Raw genomic sequence first — 18,411 nt, forward strand, 5'->3', positions numbered from 1 at the left:
GCCTGTCAGGCGACAAACACCAGATAGACGGCGAATGCCACGATAAAGCGGTAGATGGCGAACGGGATAAAGTCGATGCGGCGGATCAATGTCAGGAAGGTCTTGATCGCAAACATCGCTACCACGAAGGCGGTGATAAAGCCCACTGCAAACATCGGGAAGTCGGCCATCGAGAGGAAATCGCGGCTCTTGTAGAGATCAAGCCCGCTGGCCGCCACCATCATGGGCACTGCCATGATGAAGGAGAACTCGGCGGCGGCGTGACGGCTGATCCCCATCAGCATGCCACCACTGATGGTGGCGCCGGAGCGTGAGAAGCCTGGCCACAGCGCCAGACACTGGAACAGACCGATGCCGAACGCCTGTTTGTAGCTGATGTCATCCAGAGTTTCGGCTGTAACGGCGGGGCGGAACTTCTCGGCGATGATGAGCAGGATGCCCCCCGCGACCAGTGCGTACATTACGGTTTGTGGGCCAAACAGGTTGGCCTTGATCCAGCTGTGGATGGCCAGACCGACCACGATGGCGGGCATCATGCCGAGGATGACGTGGATCAGCGACAGGGTGGCGTGATCCCGGGACGGCTTCTGGCCAAAGTGGATGCCAATCAGGCCAAACAGGCGACGCCAGAAGACGGCGACCACGGCGAGGATAGAGCCAAGCTGGATCACCACTTCGAAAGTGGCAGCCTTGGGCCCTTCAAAGCCCAGCAGATGGCCGACGATAATCATGTGGCCGGTGGAGGAGACGGGGAGGAACTCGGTCAGCCCCTCGACGACGCCCAGAATAAAGGCGACCAGCAGGCTATAAGTGTCAGTCATCGAACAAACAATCCTTAACTTCGTTGATGTAAAAACGCCCCGAAAGGGTCTCGGGGCGGCATATCTTGCTCGATTGTGACTGCTGAGGCTATGTAAAAATCATGAATTCTTTAAGTTAGTCGCGGATAAAGCGGTAGCGGGTCTGGTGGTGATAACGCTCGCCAGGCAGCAGCCAGGGGTTGCCCAGCTCGGGGCGATTGGGGCTGTCCGGTAGCTGTTGCGCCTCAAGACAGAAGCCGTCGTGATCCCCGAGTGCCAGCCCCAGGTTGTATGAATGCTCATCAGTTCCTTTCGTTACGCAGCTTGAGCATCAGGACGGCGCAGGCCAGAGCGAGAGTAATGCTGTTTGCTATGGTGATGGGCATGTCGTTAGTGCGCAGGCCGTAGATCAACCATAGAAGTACGCCACAGCTGAAGGCCAGATACATATTGGTTGAGATGGCCTTGGTTTCTTGGGTCTTTATGATTTGTATAACTTGCAAGGCAAAAGATCCTGTGGTCAGAAAGGCTGCACAGAGACCGAGGTTGGCGGTGTCGAGCCAGAAAACCAGAACGCAGAGAGCGATTGGCACAATAACGATATTGTGCCAGAAATAAACCGACAAATTTGAACTCCTCAAAGACCAATGGAGGCAATGGATATTTATTATCGTGTAATATACTTCAGCAAAAGTTTACCCAGTGGCTTTCGATGATTCATGTAACTTATGTTGATTGCTTTTCCTATGCGCAATGCAACGAAAAAATAATTTATCAATCATTGTAGTTTTCATGTTCTTGAATGGAATTTGCCAGTCAAGTTGAATGGATAGAGGCGCTCAATTCGACTGGCGTATATTTTATGGTAAAGCATTCATTTTTTTATGTTAAAGAGACGAAATGGATCGCCATTTATTTAGAGCATGACGTACTTTGGCGTGCTTATCTTCGGTGAAATTGTAGCGGGTCATGATCATCACCCGTAATATGCTACCCAATATCGGCACAAGTGATATACAGATAAATAGTCCGTCCATCGTAGCCTGAGTCTGTGCCGCATTCGGTTGATAGCCAAGCCAGATCAGCAGGGTACCGGAAATACCACCTGCGATGGCCCAAGCCAGTTTGCCGGTAAAGGTCTGCCCCGAGAACGCGATGGCAGCGCAACGGCGGCCAGACTTTAGTTCTGCATATTCGATGGTCTCACTCAACATGGCGGAGATAAGCGGATTGGTGATGACGTTGGCCGCATGGATCAAGGCGAGGAAGCTGAACACCATTATCAGATTGTCGTAGCCTGTCGTATAGAAACCGATGCGTAATGCAATCTCCAGCAGAGTGAGTAGCAGGAATAGATCACGTTTCCTGAGCTTGCTGGTCAATATCGGCATCAGCATACAGGCCATAGAGGTTGCTACACCGATAGAGCCCATCACTGAGAGCAGCCCGGCATCACCCATGTTGTAGGTGAAGAAGAAAATGTAGAGCCCGGTGGCCAGATTAAAGAACACGTTACAGAAGAAGGCGCCAAGTACATACGCCAACGGTTTGTTGGAACGCAGGACGCGGAAAGAGTCCCTAATGGTGATCTTGTCATTCGGATTGGGCTTGATGCGCTCTTTCATCTGGCTTGCTCCGAGCACCATCAGCGGCAGGGCGATCAGCATCAGGCAGATGGCACCTTCCATGTAGCCCTTGGTGCTGCTGGTTGCAGCAAACAGTTCGGTGAGCTTCGGGAATATAATGGAAGCACTGCCAATGCCGATATTGACGCCCAACATGGCGACGGTTACGGCCTTGGCTCGCTCCTGTGGCTCTTGGCTCATGACCGATGACATGGTCCAGAAAGGTACATCAGACAAGGTGTATATCATCCCCCACGCGATATAGGTGACTGCTGCATAAGCTACCTTGGTGGTCATGGGTAAATCCATGCCAATGAAGCTGAGAGAGGTGATCCCGGCAATCAAGAAGGGAACGAAAAGCATATATGGTGTGAATTTGCCACGTTTGAAATTAAGAGTGTCCATATAACCAGCGATAATAGGATCGTTGATGGCATCCCATACTCTGGCAATGAGGAAAATAGCCCCAGCTGCAGCTGGCGATATTCCAAGGATATCGGTGTAAAAATAGAGGATAAATGATCCCACCAGGCCGAAACTGAGGCATTGCCCGACGGCATAGCTGAAATATCCCACCAGCTCTCTATTGTGTATCTTTTGATCTGTCATCTGCCAACCTTTCCCAACATGAATGTGTTATGAGGGGCGCCACTAGGGTGGCGTCCTCTTTTGCGTTATGAACGGGTCAATGTGTGGAGCAGTTCTATTTCACTGGCAGAGTAGGGGGTACCATCCTCCTCCAGCAGGTCGTGAAACCAGACCCTGCGGAAATCGGGGTCGATATTGCGAACGAAAGGCCATGGCAAGTGAGTTTGCGTCTTCCCTTTTACCAGACCCCATTGATAGGCACCTATTTTTAACTCTTTGAAGAGTGGCAGTTGTTGTTCCATCACGCTGCCGACATGCCTGGCCAGCCACTCTGTGCAGAGGAGCGGGCGGCGATATTTGCTGACCACATCCAGAGAGATTTTCAGCCCCTCCATACGCTGATAGGAGTGGAAAGTGATGACATCCGATAGCTCCATAGCGCGCAGGTCGGTCGGATGAGTAAAGGTGTTTTCCGGAGTAAATTCCGAATCCCCCTGACCGATGCTGTAGGGTGCATGCCACGCGCCGACGGTGAGTGGCTGGGAGGGGTTCTCTTCTCGGGCCCAGACAAAAGCCAACTCCATCAGATAGTGGGCATATGTCTCCAGCGACTCATCGAAACGCACCTCGACATCGCCTTCCGAAAAGATGCCCCGGTTGGTCGGCTCATTGTACAGATCCCAGATAAAGATCCGCTCATCCTGTGCAAATGTACGTATCAGGTCGCGAATATAGTGTTCCACTTCGCGCCATTGGGTCGGGTCAATGACGACATTCCGACCGGGACTGGCCGCCGCCTGGCTATTGTGTACATCTTCCCGAGGTGGTTGCTGGCGGCCCAGATAGGGGTGATCGCCGGAGAAGCCACAGTCATCCATCAAGGTCATCATCACGCGGATATTGTGCTTGCTACACAGGCCAAGGAACTGCTCAATGCGCGCGAGCAGGCCATCCCGATCATGCTGCCAGACGATAAAGGGCAGATTGGTTCGCAGGGTGTTGTAGCCCAGTTTGTTGGCCCAACCCAGTTCCTGGTCAATGGTGACTGGGTCGAAGGTTTCTCCCTGCCACATTTCGGTCCAGTTGACCGCTGTGCGGGGGAGATAGTTGAAGCCCAATAGCCAAGGTTGTTTGTTCCACCATTGCCAAGCTCGTTCTGTTGACCACTGCTGTATCGCCATCGGATATCCTTGCAACTAATTATTTAAACTTACAGCAATTAATATTAGCTAATATCTTTAGTTGCAAATCATGAAGGACAGAATTCAGGGATTAGTCACAAAATGAACAAATTTAGGGGGTTAACAGGCATGACTGGCGAGCCATCTGTACTCGGGACGATAACCGAAACCCCTCTATCGTCCTTGCGGGCTGTTGTGCTGCTTGCTCATGTCCGTAATCATGAGTCATGATAAAAGATAAATAATTAATATTATTATCTGGGCGGTACTGCTCAAACTATGGCCATATCAATGAATAGTAAACGCATCACCATGAGCGCCATCGCTGCAGCTGCAGGTGTTTCCCAATCAACGGTTTCACTGGTGCTCAATGGTTCAACCACCATCAAACTGGCGGAGGAAACGCGGCGTAGAGTGCTTGAAAAAGCGGCCGAACTGGGTTACCAGCATAAGCGAGCTGAACATCTACCCAAGGGACCATCTGCTAGAAAAATAGCTTTTGTTTTCAATGGCCTGACTCCATATGACCCTTTTCTGGATGCGATCAATGCCTGCAATGAACGCGCTTGGGAGGCAGATCGCATGCTGGTTACATTCGATTATCGCAACAGCGCGGAGCTCACCAAGTTGATCGAGCAGGAGATCAATCAGGGGGATTATCTGGGGATGATTTTTGCCTCTTCCATGACACGACAACTTGCCGAGATGGAGCTCTCCCCACAGGTGCCTACCGTTTTGCTCAACTGCTACCTGGAGGGCAGTGGCTCGTCCGAGAGTTATTCCATCCTGCCTGCCGATAAGCTGGCGGGTTACAAGGTGACGGCGCACCTGTTGGAGCAAGGCTGCAAACGAGTGGCTCTTATTCAGGGGGAGCCATGGATGGAGGCAAATAGTCTGCGGCTGGAGGGGTATCGTCAGGCGTTGATCAACCACGATTTGATACCGGATCCACAATGGGTGCGCGTGGGCAACTGGTCGCTACATGAGGCTTATGAACAGACTCGGCAACTGCTGGCGCTGCCTCAGCCGCCTGATGGTATCTTCTGTTGCAGTGATTACATGGCTCAGGGTTGTTACCAGGCGATAGCCGAGGCGGGATTGCGCATCCCGGAAGACATTCTGGTGGCGGGCCATGATAACCAGATGCTGGCCTGCGAAATGGAGCCCCCTTTGAGTTCTATCGAACTACCTTACGACGAGATGGGTAAACTGGCGGTGGACACCTTGTTGCAACTGGCCCAAGGAGAGAAGCCCATCGCTTTACTGATGAAGCTGGAAGGGGAGTTGCTGATCCGTGCCTCGACCAAGGGTCAGCCAGTTAACAAAATTTGATCCTCTCTCGATGACCTGTTGCGTAGTGGTTCCTTATGCCACAGGGCGTGCCGATATGTTCCCGTCATGCCTGCCAAGTTGTGTGGTTGGCGGTAAGAATGTAAAGCACATAATGGGTACTCAATGACTTCACCCGACACGAGCAGGTCAACGTCACTCTGAAATCCATACACCCATCAGCACTGCACGCGGTGGCTGATATCGTAACGATGCCAAGCCGTAGTATGCTTCTTTATTGGTTGTGTTGAATAAGCCGGGCGGGAGAGATGCGACAAAGGGGCGCCTTGACGCGCCCCTTCAGTGGGTCAAGCCATAACCGGAATGAGCCGATAACGGGTTATGTGCTGATAGCGTTCTCCTGGCTCCAACCATGGGTTACCTAATTCTGGACGGTTCGGACTATCTGGCACTTGCTGTGCTTCCAGGCAGAGCCCCTGATAGTTGCCCCAATGTCCCCCCCCGCGTTTTGGGGTGCCAGCCAACCAGTTGCCGCTGTAGAGCTGGACGCCTGGCTGATTGGTGTACATCTCCATACACAGGCTGCCATCCCCTGCCATCAGGGTGGCTTGTGGTGAGGGCGAGGCATCACCAAACAAGAAACAGTGGTCGAATCCCAGACATTTTTTTTGCTGCGAATGGGCCATCCACTGCTCTCCGACCCGCTTGCCATGACGTAGATCGAATACTCCTTCGACCGGCACAATACCAAGCGGCAGCGAGTGTTCATCGGTTGGCAGATAGCGGTCTGCATTAATGATGATGTGGTGATCACGCACATCACCACCATCCAGGTTGAAATAGGCATGGCTGGTGAGATTGACCGGGGTCGGAGCATCTGTGGTTGCGCTCAGCTCGATCACCAGATCGGTCTGCTCCAGCCGGTATTCTAGGGTGACGTCCAGATTACCAGGGAAACCCTGTTCGCCATCGGCCAGCCGAGTTTGCAGACGGATGCGATCTTCCGCCAGCCCGTCCAGTTGCCACTCCCGGTTGTGCAGAGAGTCACTGCCCCCGTGCAGGCAGGTGGTGCCCTCGTTGGCGTCTAGTTGCCACTCTTGCCCTGCTCGTTCTAGGCGGGCGTTGCCGATACGATTGGCAAAACGTCCTACTATCGCCCCCAAATAAGAGCGTTGATTGGGGTAATCCAGCGGATCACAAGCCAGCAGCACATTGCGATAGATGCCATTGACCGGGATCTCGAGGGCGGTGAGCGTTGCCCCGAAATCGAGCACGCTCAACCGCAGGCCGGCTGCATTTTGCAGATGGAACTCTTTCATGCGATGCCCCCTGCACCGGCGCTGGCGCGGCAGACGTAGCAGTCTGCCTTGAGGCCCGAGATGGCCGGATACTCCGCCTCGACGGCGGCAATCACCTCGGCCACCTTCTCGGGGTGCAACAGGGCGACCACGCAGCCGCCGAAGCCGCCGCCGGTCATCCGCACGCCGCCATCTGTGCCGATTTTAGTCTTGATGATCTCCACCAGACCGTCGATGGCGGGCACTGTGATCTCGAAGTCATCGCGCATGGCGGCGTGCGACTCGGCCATCAGCTCGCCTAGTCGGGTCAGATCGTGGCTCGCCAGTGCATCGGCCGCCGCCAGGGTGCGGGCGTTTTCACCGACGATGTGGCGGGCACGGCGATAGCAGGCCTCATCCAGCCCGGCTTTTCCCGCTTCCAGTCCGGCCAGATCGAGATCGCGCAGCGCCTTGACCCCGTAGTGACGGGCGGCCGATTCACACTGCTGGCGACGAGTGTTGTATTCGCTGTCCACCAGACCGCGGCGCACATTGGAGTTGATGATCAGCACTGCCAGATCCGCCGGCATGGGGATGAGGCGGGTCTCCAGCGAGCGGCAGTCGAGCAGCAGGGCATGATCGGTTTTGCCGCTGGCGGAGATCATCTGATCCATGATGCCGCAGTTGCAGCCGACGAACTGGTTCTCCGCCTGCTGACCGTTGAGGGCGATCTCGGCCTGGCTGATCTCGAGCCCCAGCGCCTCTTTGAATGCCTGACCGATGGCTACTTCCAGCGAGGCAGAGGAGGAGAGCCCCGCCCCCTGCGGCACGTTGCCGGAGACCACAAGATCAAGGCCGCGCAGGGCATAACCGCGCTCCTGCAGATACTTCACCACGCCGCGGATGTAGTCGCTCCAGCGTTGGCTGGGGTGGTGCTCGATGGGCTGGTCGAGGTCGAACTGGTCGCGCTGGTTGTCGTAGTCGGCGGCGATCACCTGCACTTGCCGGTCATCGCGCAGGCCGATGGCAACGCAGGTCTCGTAGTCGATGGCGCAGGGCAGCACGAAGCCGTCGTTGTAGTCGGTATGTTCACCGATGAGGTTGACGCGACCTGGGGCGCGCACCAGCAGATCGGGCGCTTTGGCAAATTGCTCGGCAAAAACGGTGCTGACGCGTTGGCTGGGGGTCATAGGGCCTCCTCATTGGTGTGGTTGGTCTGGGTGTAGTGAACGGGGCTCAGGGCACGCAGCCGCTCGGCAGCCTGCTCGGGGGTAAGGTCGCGCTGGGTTTCGGCCAGCATCTCGAAGCCCACCATAAATTTGCGCACGGTGGCGGAGCGCAGCAGTGGCGGATAGAAGTGGGCATGCAGTTGCCACGCCTCGGGGCAATCCGATTTGGGCGGTGCAAAGTGCCAGCCCATGGAGTAGGGGAAGCTGCACTCGAACAGGTTGTCGTAGCGGCTGGTGAGCTCCTTGAGCGCCACCGCCAGATCCTGTTGCTGGGCCTTGGTCAGGTTGAGCATGGAGGGGACATGCGCCTTGGGCAGTAGCAGGGTTTCGAACGGCCAGGCGGCCCAGAAGGGGACCACGGCGAGCCAGTGCTCGTTCTCCACCACGATGCGCGAGCGATCCGCCAGCTCCCGCTCCACATACTCCAGCAGCATGGGGCGGCCATGCACTGACAGCCAGTCGCACTGGTGCTGCTCTTCGCGGGCGATCTCGTTGGGCAGGAAATCGCTGCCCCAGATCTGGCCGTGGGGGTGCGGGTTGGAGCAGCCCATGACGGCCCCTTTGTTTTCAAATACCTGCACCCACTCCCACTGGGCCGACAACTCGGCGACCTGATCCATCCAGGTGGTGATCACCCCCTCGATGGCGGGCAGCGGCAGCTCGGGCAGGGTCTTGCCGTGATCCGGTGAGAAGCAGATGACCCGGCTGGTGCCGCGGGCGGCTTCCAGTTTCAGCAGGGGATCGCTGGCGCTATCGGCGGCCGGGGTATCCTGCATCAGGGCGGCGAAGTCGTTGGTAAAGACGAAGGTACCCTTGTAGTCGGGGTTGATGTCGCCAGTGACCCGGGTGTTGCCGGCACAGAGGAAGCAGTCGGGATCGTGGGCCTGTTTGGGGGCCTGACTCACCTTCTCCACCTGTCCCTGCCAGGGGCGTTTGGCCCGATGGGGGGAGACCAGCACATACTGGCCGGTCAGCGGGTTGAAGCGGCGATGGGGATGATCGACGGGGTTGAACATCATCTCTCCTGAATAAGGTATTGAAAAATAGGGCGTTTATTAACAGGGGGCAGGCAGGCCTACTCCTCGTAACCATTCGGATTGGCGGATTGCCAGCGCCAGCTGTCGGCGCACATGGCGTCGATGTTGCGGGTCGCCTGCCAGCCCAGTTCACGCTCGGCCTTGGCCGGATCGGCCCAGCAGGCGGCGATGTCGCCCGGGCGGCGCGGTTCGATGCGAAATGGCAGCGGCTTGCCACAGGCGGCAGAGAAGGCGGCGACCAGCTGCAACACGCTCTGGCCCTGACCTGTGCCCAGGTTGTAGGTGTGCACGCCACCCTTGCCGGCGCAGTGTTGCAGTGCCTTGACGTGTCCTTCGGCAAGATCCATTACATGGATGTAGTCGCGCACGCCGGTGCCGTCCGGGGTGGGGTAATCGTTTCCAAAGACAGACAGGCAGTCGAGACGGCCGATGGCGACCTGAGTGATATAGGGCATCAGATTGTTGGGAATGCCTTGGGGATCTTCCCCCATGGTGCCCGACTCGTGGGCGCCGACCGGATTGAAGTAGCGCAGCAGGGTCATGCTCCAGTGGGGCTCGGCCAGCTGCAGATCCTCGAGGATCTCCTCGATGATCAGCTTGGATCGACCGTAGGGGTTGGTAGCACTGCGGGGGAAATCCTCGCGGATCGGCAGGCTGGCGGGATCGCCGTAGACGGTAGCTGATGAGCTGAACACCAGATTGTGCACATTGGCCCGTTTCATCGCCTGTAGCAGAGTGAGGGTGCCGCCGAGGTTGTTCTCGTAGTAATCCAGTGGAATGCGGGTCGACTCGCCGACCGCCTTGAGGGCGGCAAAGTGGATCACCGCATCGATCTGCTGTTCGGCGAAGATCCGGTCCAGCAGGGCGGCATCGCGAATATCTCCTTGATAGAAAACGGGTTGTTGGCCGCTGATGGCGGCGACTCTGGCCAGCACGCTGCGCTTGCTGTTGCCGAGGTTGTCGACCACCACGGGATTCATGTCTGCCGCTTGCAGGGCCAGACAGGTGTGGCTGCCGATATATCCGCAACCGCCGGTGACCAGAACGTTCATCTTGCTCTCCACTGAAAAAGTGTCTGGAAGGAGTCTAGCCGAGGGTGTGGCGACCAAACTGTGAGCTTGCTTGCAAAACAGTGTAAACGATTACACTGTTTTTGTGATCATCCTGACGGCAGATATGCGTTTCACCCCTGTTTTCAATGGGTTTGCTGGGTATAATGGCGCTCTATTGCACAGTGAAAGAAGTGAAAACAGTATGAGCACCATCAAGGATGTCGCCCGTTTGGCCAATGTGTCAGTGGCAACGGTTTCACGGGTGATGAACAACTCCCCCAAGGCCAGCGCCGCGTCTCGCGAAGTGGTGCAGAAGGCCATGGCCGAACTGGGCTACACCCCCAACGCCAACGCGCGGGCACTGGTGAGCCAGACTTGCGACACCATGGGGGTGGTGGTCGGTGACGTGGCCGATCCCTTCTTCGGTGCACTGGTGAAGGGGGTCTCCGGCATCGCCGTCGAGCAGAACCTTCACCTGCTGATGGGTAACGGTTTTCACAAGGCGCGTCAGGAGCGGGAGGCTATCGAGCTGCTGATCGGCAAGCGTTGCGAGGCGCTGGTGGTGCACAGCAAGGCGCTGAGCGACGAGGAACTTTACGATTACGCCATGCGAGTGCCCGGCATGGTGCTGATCAACCGCGATATTCCGGCCCTCAAGGGGCGCTGCATCGCCCTCAACAACCGGCTGGGGGCGGCTACGGCGACTCGCCACCTGATCGAACTGGGCCACCGCCATATCGCCTTTATCAGCTCGGATCACGCCATCGAGGATGCCACCTTGCGTCTGCAGGGTTATCAGGATGGACTGATGGAAGCCGGTCTGGCAGCCGATCCCGAGCTTATCGAGAGCGGCACGCCGAACGAGGAGGGGGGGGAGCGCGCCATGCTCAACCTGCTGGCCAAGGGGCTCAAGGTGACCGCCGTGGTTGCCTATAACGATGCCATGGCGGCGGGCGCCATCTCTGTGCTGGCAGACAACGGCCTGCGAGTGCCGGAGGAGGTCTCGGTAGTGGGCTTCGATGACATCATCTATGCCAGATACTTGCGCCCCAAGCTCTCCACCATGCGCTATCCCATCGAGCTGATGGCGGCCCAGGCAGCCAAGCTGGCCATTCAGCTGGCGGCGGGGGAGAGTGACGCGACCCAGAGCCGGATCTATACCCCCACCCTGATCAATCGCCACTCGGTTGCACCGGTTCGGGCCGGATAACCCCCTTTTGCGGCCCTGTTCGGGGCCGTTTATTGCACAGTTATTGTTTTACCTATTTTTAATCATTTTTACTCCGCTTTACTTAACAAATTAAGTGTAATCGTTTACATCTGTGTGAGCGAGATCGCCGTTCCCTGCGTCATACTTCTCTAGACTGAATAGGTTTTCCAATCAGCAGGGAGAGAGTGAATGCTCAGGGAGATAGTGGCGCGTCAGGATTGGCAGACTCAGGCCATTACGTCGGTAAACCGGCTGGCTGCCCATACCCCCATGTTCAGCTGGCGCAGCGAAGCGGATGCCAGAGGTGATCTGGCCTCTTCCTCCCGTCTCTTGCTCGATGGCGAGTGGCGCTTCTCCTTCTTTGCCGCTCCCGAGCGGGTGCCCGAGAGCTGGTTGGCGCAGGATCTGGTGGATGCCTGCCCCATCACGGTGCCGGGCAACTGGCAGCTGGATGCCGCCTATCCGGCTACGCGGCCGCTCACCGATGGCCCCATCTACACCAATATCAAATACCCCTTTCCCTGCGATCCACCGCGAGTGCCAGCAGAGAACCCCACCGGTTGCTACTCCCGCGAGTTCGAACTGCCCGCCGAGTGGCTGGCAAGCGGCCAGAGCCGGATCATCTTTGACGGGGTGAGCAGCGCCTTCTATCTCTTCTGCAACGGCCGCTGGGTCGGCTACTCCCAGGACAGCCGCCTGCCCGCCGAGTTCGATCTGACTCCTTATCTGCAAGCCGGTCGCAACCGGTTGGCGGTGCTGGTACTGCGCTGGTCCGACGGCTCCTATCTGGAAGATCAGGATATGTGGTGGCTGTCGGGGATTTTCCGCTCCGTCAGCCTGCTGCACAAACCGATCCGCCATCTGATGGATATGCGGGTGACGCCTGAACTGGATGCATGCTATCGGGATGGTCGTCTCAAGATTGCCCTGCAGGTCGCTAATGGGGCTGGGCTGTCGGTAGAGGCCAATCTCTATGACGGTGGCGAGCGGGTCGCGACCCTGCGCCAGCCGATCGGCACCCAAGCCATTGATGAAAAAGGGGCGTATGACGATCGCGCCGAGCTGTGGATCGATGTGGCTGCGCCGCGCAAGTGGAGCGCCGAGACGCCCCATCTCTATCGTCTGACCCTGACCTTGCTGGACGAGCAGGGCCAGGCTATCGAGAGTGAGGCATGTGATGTGGGCTTTCGGGTGGTGGAGATCCGTGGCGGCCTGCTGCGGGTCAACGGGCTGCCGCTGCTTGTTCGCGGTGCCAACCGTCATGAACACCATCCCGCCAAGGGTTATGCCATCGATCGCGCCACCATGGAGCGGGATCTGCTGCTGATGAAGCGGCACAACTTCAATGCGGTGCGCTGCTCCCACTATCCCAACCACCCCGACTTCTATCGCCTCTGCGATCGACTCGGTCTCTATGTGGTGGACGAGGCGAATCTGGAGACCCACGGCATGACCCCCATGGGGCGGCTGGCGCGGGATCCCGCCTGGAGCAACGCCTTTCTGGAGCGGGCGACCCGCATGGTGGCACGGGATTTCAACCACCCCTCCATCATCATCTGGTCGCTCGGCAACGAGTCGGGTTACGGCCCGGCCCACGATGCCATGTATGGCTGGATCAAGCGCAGCGACCCGAGCCGTCCGGTGCAGTACGAGGGGGGCGGGGCCGATACCCCGGCCACCGACATCATCTGCCCCATGTATGCCAGAACCCATCAGGATCAACCCTTCCCGGCGGTGCCCAAATGGGCGCTGGCCAAGTGGATCGGCCTGCCTGGCGAGCACCGGCCGCTGATCCTCTGCGAATATGCCCACGGCATGGGCAACAGTCTGGGGGGCTACGCCCACTATTGGCAGGCGTTTCGCGATCATCCACGTCTGCAAGGCGGGTTTGTCTGGGATTGGGTCGATCAGGGGCTCGACAAATACACCGCCGATGGTCGCCACTACTGGGGCTACGGCGGCGACTTCGGTGATGTGCAAAACGATCGCCAGTTCTGCTGCAACGGCCTGCTGTTCCCGGATCGCACCCCCCATCCAGCCCTGTGCGAGGCAAAGCGTGCCCAGCAGCCGTTCCGCTTCACTCTGCTTGAGCACACCCCGTTGCGGGTGCGGATCGAGAGCGAATACTTGTTCCGCTCCACCGATAACGAGCGGCTTTGCTGGCAGCTGTGCGAGAACGGCCATGTGCAGCAGCAAGGGGAGGTTTCCCTCATGCTGGTGCCGCAAGGGGTGGTCGAGTTGACCCTGAGCGAGGCGTTGCCCACCTTTGCGGCAGGCTCACTGGCCTGGCTCGATCTGGCGATCGTTCAGCCACAGGCCACCCTCTGGTCGCAGGCGGATCACAAGGTCGCCCGTCAGCAGTTCACCCTGCCGACCCCCCTTGCCCTGCCTGCTCCTGCCGCTGCCGCCACCCTGACCGAACAGCCGGATGGCTGGCGGATCACTGCCGCCAACAGCCAGTGGTGGCTCGACAAGCAGAGCGGCCGTATCACCAGTTGGCAAAAATTGGGGCAGGAGCAGCTGCTGGCGCCGATCATGGATCACTTCTACCGCGCGCCGCTCGACAACGACATCGGCACCAGCGAAGCGGATCACGCCGACCCCAACTCCTGGATTGCCCGCTGGCAGGGCTGTGGTCTCGGTCAGTGGCAACACCGCTGCTTAGGGATCGCGGTCGCCGGAGGGGATATCCGGGTCAGTCATGGCTACTTCCACCACGATGAGCTGCTGCTGGTAAGTCACTGGCATCATCGCTTTACCGACGATGGCGCCATGAGCCTAGAGATAGAGACCGAGCTGGCGCAGGTGCTGCCTTCGCTGCCGCGGATCGGTCTGTTGCTTCATCTGGCCGAGGTACCGGCGCGAGCTGAATGGCTGGGGCGTGGGCCGCACGAGAACTATCCGGATCGCCTGCTGGGCGCCGATCTGGGGCGCTGGAGCCTGCCGCTGGAGGCCATGCACACCCCTTACATCTTCCCGAGCGACAACGGCTTGCGATGCGATACCCGCCAGTTGCAGTTGGGTAGCACGACAGTAAACGGCTGCTTCCATTTCAGTGCCAGCCGCTTCAGTCAGCAACAGCTGGCCGCTGCTCGTCACCAGAGCGATCTGGTGGTCGAAGAGGGGCTGTGGGTCTGCCTCGATGGCGCCCACATGGGGGTGGGTGGGGATGACTCCTGGAGCCAGAGCGTGCGTCCCGAATATCAGCTGCTCGAGCGTCGTTACCGTTGGGGCTGCACTCTCCGCTAATCCAGCTATTGAAGCGACTGTCTAGCCAGTGCGCCATTTTGACAACAGACCAGTAACGACTAGCCTCAATGCTGTGGGAAAGATTGAGTCTCAAATTTGATTTTTATTTATATGTATTTGAAAAATAAATATAAAGTTTCAATGTAACAGAGTGTAAACGTTTTCATTTTGTCGTCATGATCACAGAAGAAATGACAACAAACTGATTACATTGATTGGCGCTTGCTCAATTGCTCGCCACCCTACAACACAGATAGACACATCGGAGCACACATAATGAAAAAACTGACCACAGTTGCCGCCCTGCTGATGGGCATGATGGCTGGAGCCAATGCCCAGGCTGACACCCGTATCGGGGTAACCGTCTACAAATACGACGACAACTTCATGGCGGTCGTACGCAAGGCCATCGAGAAGGAGGCGGCAGCCACTCCGGGGGTGGAACTGCTGATGAACGACTCCCAGAACGACCAGTCCAAGCAGAACGACCAGATCGACGTGCTGCTGGCCAAAGGGGTGAAGGCGCTGGCCATCAACCTGGTTGACCCGGCTGCGGCCCCGGTGGTGATTGAGAAAGCCCGTGGCGAAGATATCCCGGTGGTCTTCTACAACAAGGAGCCGAGCGCTACCGATCTGGCCAGCTACGACAAGGCCTACTACGTGGGCACCGACTCCAAGGAGTCAGGGATCATCCAGGGTCAGCTGATTGCCAAACACTGGAAAGCCCATCCGGAGTGGGATCTGAACAAGGATGGCGTGATCCAGTTCGTGCTGCTGAAAGGGGAGCCGGGCCACCCGGATGCCGAAGCGCGCACCTCCTACGTGGTCAAGACCCTGAACGATGGCGGCGTCAAGACCGAGCAACTGCACATGGATACCGGTATGTGGGATACCGCCATGGCGAAAGACAAGATGGACGCCTGGATCTCCGGCCCCAACGCCAACAAGATCGAAGTGGTCATCGCCAACAACGACGGCATGGCAATGGGTGCGGTCGAGTCACTGAAAGCCCAGGGCAAGACTGCCATTCCGGTATTCGGCGTCGATGCGCTGCCGGAAGCGCTGGCCATGGTCAAGAGCGGCGCCATGGCGGGTACCGTGCTGAACGATGCGGCCAACCAGGCCAAAGCCACCTTCGAGCTGACCAAGAATCTGGCTGAAGGCAAACCGGCCGGTGAAGGCACCAAGTGGAATATCGTCGACAAGGTAGTACGTGTTGCCTACGTCGGTGTGGATAAAGACAACCTGTCCCAATTCGAGTAATTCCCTCCTCCAGGGCAAGGGAGATCCCCTTGCCCTTTTTTCAACCAGATGTGATGGCTGATATGACAACACAGCAACAATCAGAATGGCTGTTGGAGATGATTGACGTCAGTAAGAGCTTTCCCGGCGTCAAGGCACTCGATAATGTCAATTTACGGGTCCGTCCTCATTCTGTGCATGCGTTGATGGGCGAGAACGGAGCGGGAAAATCCACACTGCTCAAGTGCCTGTTCGGCATTTACGAGAAGGATCAGGGCAAGATCTTCTTCAAGGGGCAGGAGATCAACTTCACCTCCTCCAAAGAGGCGCTGGAAAATGGCGTCTCCATGGTGCATCAGGAGCTCAACCTGGTGCTGCAGCGTACCGTGATGGACAACATGTGGCTCGGCCGCTACCCCACCAAGGGGTGGTTTATCGACCACGGCAAGATGTATGACGACACCAAGCGCATCTTCGATGAGCTGGATATCGACATCGACCCCAAGGTGAAGGTCGCGACCCTGTCGGTCTCCCAGATGCAGATGATCGAGATCGCCAAGGCGTTCTCCTACGACGCCAAGATCGTCATCATGGACGAACCCACCTCCTCCCTGACCGAGAAAGAGGTGAACCACCTCTTCAAGATCATCAACAAGTTGAAGGAGAAGGGGTGCGGCATCGTCTACATCTCCCACAAGATGGAGGAGATCTTCCAGCTCTGTGACGAGATCACCATATTGCGGGATGGCCAGTGGGTGGCAACCCAGCCGCTCAAGGGCATGACCATGGATCAGATCATCGGCATGATGGTCGGCCGTGAACTGACCCAGCGCTTCCCGGAAAAAACCAACCAGCCGAAAGAGGTGATCCTCGAGATCGAACACCTGACGGCGAAAAACCAGCCCTCCATTCAGGACATCACCTTCAACCTGCACAAGGGGGAGATCCTCGGCATCGCCGGACTGGTGGGGGCCAAGCGCACCGACATCGTCGAGACTCTGTTCGGCATTCGCGATCGCAGCCAGGGCAGCATCAAGCTGCACGGCAAAGAGGTGGCCAACCACAACGCCCACGAAGCGATCCGCAACGGCTTTGCGCTGGTGACGGAAGAGCGCCGCTCCACCGGCATCTACTCGCGGCTTGATATCGCCTTCAACTCCCTGATCGCCAACATGGACAGCTACAAAGGCTCCATGGGGCTGCTCAGCGACAACAAGATGAAGAGCGATACCCAGTGGGTGATCGACTCCATGCGGGTCAAGACGCCGACCCAGCAGACCCAGATAGGTTCCCTCTCCGGGGGCAACCAGCAGAAGGTGATTATCGGCCGCTGGCTGCTGACCCAGCCGGAGATCCTGATGCTCGACGAGCCTACCCGCGGCATCGACGTCGGGGCCAAGTTCGAGATCTACCAGCTCATCCTGGAGCTGGCGAAGAAGGACAAGGGGATCATCATCATCTCGTCAGAGATGCCGGAATTGCTGGGGATCACCGACCGGATCATGGTGATGAGTAATGGCCGGGTCGCCGGGATCGTCAATACCAAAGAAACTGACCAGAGCGAGATACTGCGCCTGGCATCTCTGTACCTCTAGAGACAGGAAGACATTTATGGAGTCGGCTAAAAATTTCAATCTGATGCAGGCGCTCAAGGAAAACGCCATCTATCTGGTGCTGCTGGTGCTGCTCATGGTCATCGTGATCCAGGAGCCCTCCTTCCTGAGCCTCACCAACTTCAGCAACATCCTGACCCAGTCCTCGGTGCGGGTCATCATAGCGCTGGGGGTGGCGGGCATCATCATCACTCAGGGGACGGATCTCTCGGCCGGTCGTCAGGTAGGTCTGGCAGCGCTGATCGCTGCGACCATGCTGCAGGCGCTGACCAACGTCAACAAGGTATTCCCGACGCTGGGGGAGGTGCCCATTCCTGCGGTGATCCTGCTGGTGTGCGTGGTGGGGGCCCTGATAGGTCTGGTCAACGGTCTGATCGTGGCCTACCTGAACGTAACCCCGTTCATTACCACTCTGGGCACCATGATCATCGTTTACGGTATCAACTCCCTCTACTTCGACTCGGTGGGTGCCTCGCCGGTGGCCGGGTTTGACCCTCGCTTCTCCAGCTTCGCCCAAGGGTTTATCCGGATAGGAGGATTCAAGCTCTCCTATCTCACCTTCTATGCGGCCATCGCCAGCGTCTTTGTCTGGGTGCTGTGGAACAAGACCCGCTTTGGCAAAAACATCTTCGCCATCGGCGGTAACCCCGAGGCTGCCAAGGTCTCCGGCGTCAACGTGGCGGTCAATCTGGTGATGATCTATGCGCTGGCTGGGGTCTTCTACGCTTTCGGCGGCATGCTGGAAGCGGGCCGGATCGGCAGTGCCACCAACAACCTCGGCTTCATGTACGAGCTCGATGCCATCGCGGCGTGCGTGGTGGGCGGGGTGTCGTTTGCCGGCGGGGTGGGAACTGTCGCAGGTGTGATCACCGGCGTACTTATCTTCACCCTGATCAACTATGGTTTGACCTATATCGGCGTCAGCCCTTACTGGCAGTTCATCATCAAGGGCGGCATCATCATTCTGGCGGTGGCCCTGGACTCCATGAAGTACGCCAAGAAGAAATAACGATTGGCA

14 protein-coding genes and 1 pseudogene are annotated in these 18,411 nt (G+C 57.6%); 6 read left to right on the forward strand and 9 right to left on the reverse strand.

The window, feature by feature from the left end:
• Nucleotides 1-5: 5 nt before the first annotated feature.
• The 5 genes and pseudogenes from bacA to I6L49_RS16495 form a co-directional block, all read right to left on the reverse strand.
• Nucleotides 6-821, reverse strand: a complete 816-nt coding sequence (gene bacA / locus I6L49_RS16475) for an undecaprenyl-diphosphate phosphatase (RefSeq protein ID WP_021230740.1) — start codon at nt 819-821, stop codon at nt 6-8.
• Nucleotides 822-936: 115 nt separating this feature from the next.
• Nucleotides 937-1,068: pseudogene (locus I6L49_RS16480) on the reverse strand (galactose-1-epimerase); the annotation flags it as partial.
• A gap of 34 nt (nt 1,069-1,102) precedes the next feature.
• On the reverse strand, nt 1,103-1,426 hold the full coding sequence (locus I6L49_RS16485; protein WP_254127489.1) for a SemiSWEET transporter: 324 nt from the start codon (nt 1,424-1,426) through the stop codon (nt 1,103-1,105).
• A gap of 261 nt (nt 1,427-1,687) precedes the next feature.
• The gene (locus tag I6L49_RS16490; protein ID WP_216949954.1) at nt 1,688-3,034 is read right to left on the reverse strand and encodes an MFS transporter; all 1,347 of its coding nucleotides are present in this window, start codon (nt 3,032-3,034) and stop codon (nt 1,688-1,690) included.
• Between the two features lie 65 nt (nt 3,035-3,099).
• Nucleotides 3,100-4,194, reverse strand: coding sequence for a cellulase family glycosylhydrolase (locus I6L49_RS16495; protein WP_254127491.1), 1,095 nt, complete (start codon nt 4,192-4,194; stop codon nt 3,100-3,102).
• A gap of 291 nt (nt 4,195-4,485) precedes the next feature.
• Between I6L49_RS16495 and I6L49_RS16500 the strand changes: the two genes are divergently transcribed.
• The gene (locus I6L49_RS16500; protein ID WP_216949955.1) at nt 4,486-5,526 is read left to right on the forward strand and encodes a LacI family DNA-binding transcriptional regulator; all 1,041 of its coding nucleotides are present in this window, start codon (nt 4,486-4,488) and stop codon (nt 5,524-5,526) included.
• 305 nt (nt 5,527-5,831) lie between these two features.
• Here the strand turns inward: I6L49_RS16500 and I6L49_RS16505 are convergent, their stop codons facing one another.
• From I6L49_RS16505 to galE, 4 genes are read right to left on the reverse strand one after another with little or no spacing between them, the layout of a single operon-like run.
• A complete protein-coding gene (locus I6L49_RS16505) occupies nt 5,832-6,803 on the reverse strand; it encodes a galactose-1-epimerase (RefSeq protein WP_216949956.1) in 972 nt (323 codons plus the stop codon).
• Nucleotides 6,800-7,951: a galactokinase gene (gene galK / locus I6L49_RS16510; RefSeq protein WP_216949957.1), complete on the reverse strand. Its 1,152-nt coding sequence runs from the start codon at nt 7,949-7,951 to the stop codon at nt 6,800-6,802. Before galK ends, I6L49_RS16505 begins: the two co-directional genes overlap by 4 nt.
• Nucleotides 7,948-9,006, reverse strand: a complete 1,059-nt coding sequence (locus tag I6L49_RS16515; protein ID WP_216951675.1) for a UDP-glucose--hexose-1-phosphate uridylyltransferase — start codon at nt 9,004-9,006, stop codon at nt 7,948-7,950. The genes galK and I6L49_RS16515 overlap by 4 nt, the downstream gene beginning before the upstream one ends.
• A gap of 59 nt (nt 9,007-9,065) precedes the next feature.
• Nucleotides 9,066-10,079 carry a UDP-glucose 4-epimerase GalE gene (galE, locus tag I6L49_RS16520; RefSeq protein WP_216949958.1) on the reverse strand — a complete coding sequence of 338 codons (1,014 nt, stop codon included), beginning with the start codon at nt 10,077-10,079 and terminating at the stop codon, nt 9,066-9,068.
• A gap of 202 nt (nt 10,080-10,281) precedes the next feature.
• On the opposite strand from galE, the gene I6L49_RS16525 reads away from it, so the two are divergent.
• The 5 genes from I6L49_RS16525 (at nt 10,282) to mglC (ending at nt 18,402) form a co-directional block, all read left to right on the forward strand.
• Nucleotides 10,282-11,289 carry a substrate-binding domain-containing protein gene (locus I6L49_RS16525; RefSeq protein WP_041915397.1) on the forward strand — a complete coding sequence of 336 codons (1,008 nt, stop codon included), beginning with the start codon at nt 10,282-10,284 and terminating at the stop codon, nt 11,287-11,289.
• Nucleotides 11,290-11,478: 189 nt separating this feature from the next.
• Complete coding sequence (locus I6L49_RS16530) at nt 11,479-14,538, forward strand: beta-galactosidase (RefSeq protein WP_216949959.1); 3,060 nt, start codon at nt 11,479-11,481, stop codon at nt 14,536-14,538.
• 276 nt (nt 14,539-14,814) lie between these two features.
• Entirely contained in the window at nt 14,815-15,801 is a 987-nt protein-coding gene (gene mglB / locus I6L49_RS16535) for a galactose/glucose ABC transporter substrate-binding protein MglB (protein ID WP_005340747.1), read from the forward strand.
• Nucleotides 15,802-15,854: 53 nt separating this feature from the next.
• On the forward strand, nt 15,855-17,375 hold the full coding sequence (gene mglA, locus I6L49_RS16540) for a galactose/methyl galactoside ABC transporter ATP-binding protein MglA (RefSeq protein WP_069527674.1): 1,521 nt from the start codon (nt 15,855-15,857) through the stop codon (nt 17,373-17,375).
• Between the two features lie 16 nt (nt 17,376-17,391).
• On the forward strand, nt 17,392-18,402 hold the full coding sequence (gene mglC, locus I6L49_RS16545; RefSeq protein WP_005342585.1) for a galactose/methyl galactoside ABC transporter permease MglC: 1,011 nt from the start codon (nt 17,392-17,394) through the stop codon (nt 18,400-18,402).
• The last annotated feature ends 9 nt before the right edge of the window (nt 18,403-18,411 follow it).

The sequence above is a fragment of the Aeromonas sp. FDAARGOS 1419 genome (assembly GCF_019047045.1).
In the GTDB taxonomy this organism is placed as follows: domain Bacteria; phylum Pseudomonadota; class Gammaproteobacteria; order Enterobacterales; family Aeromonadaceae; genus Aeromonas; species Aeromonas veronii.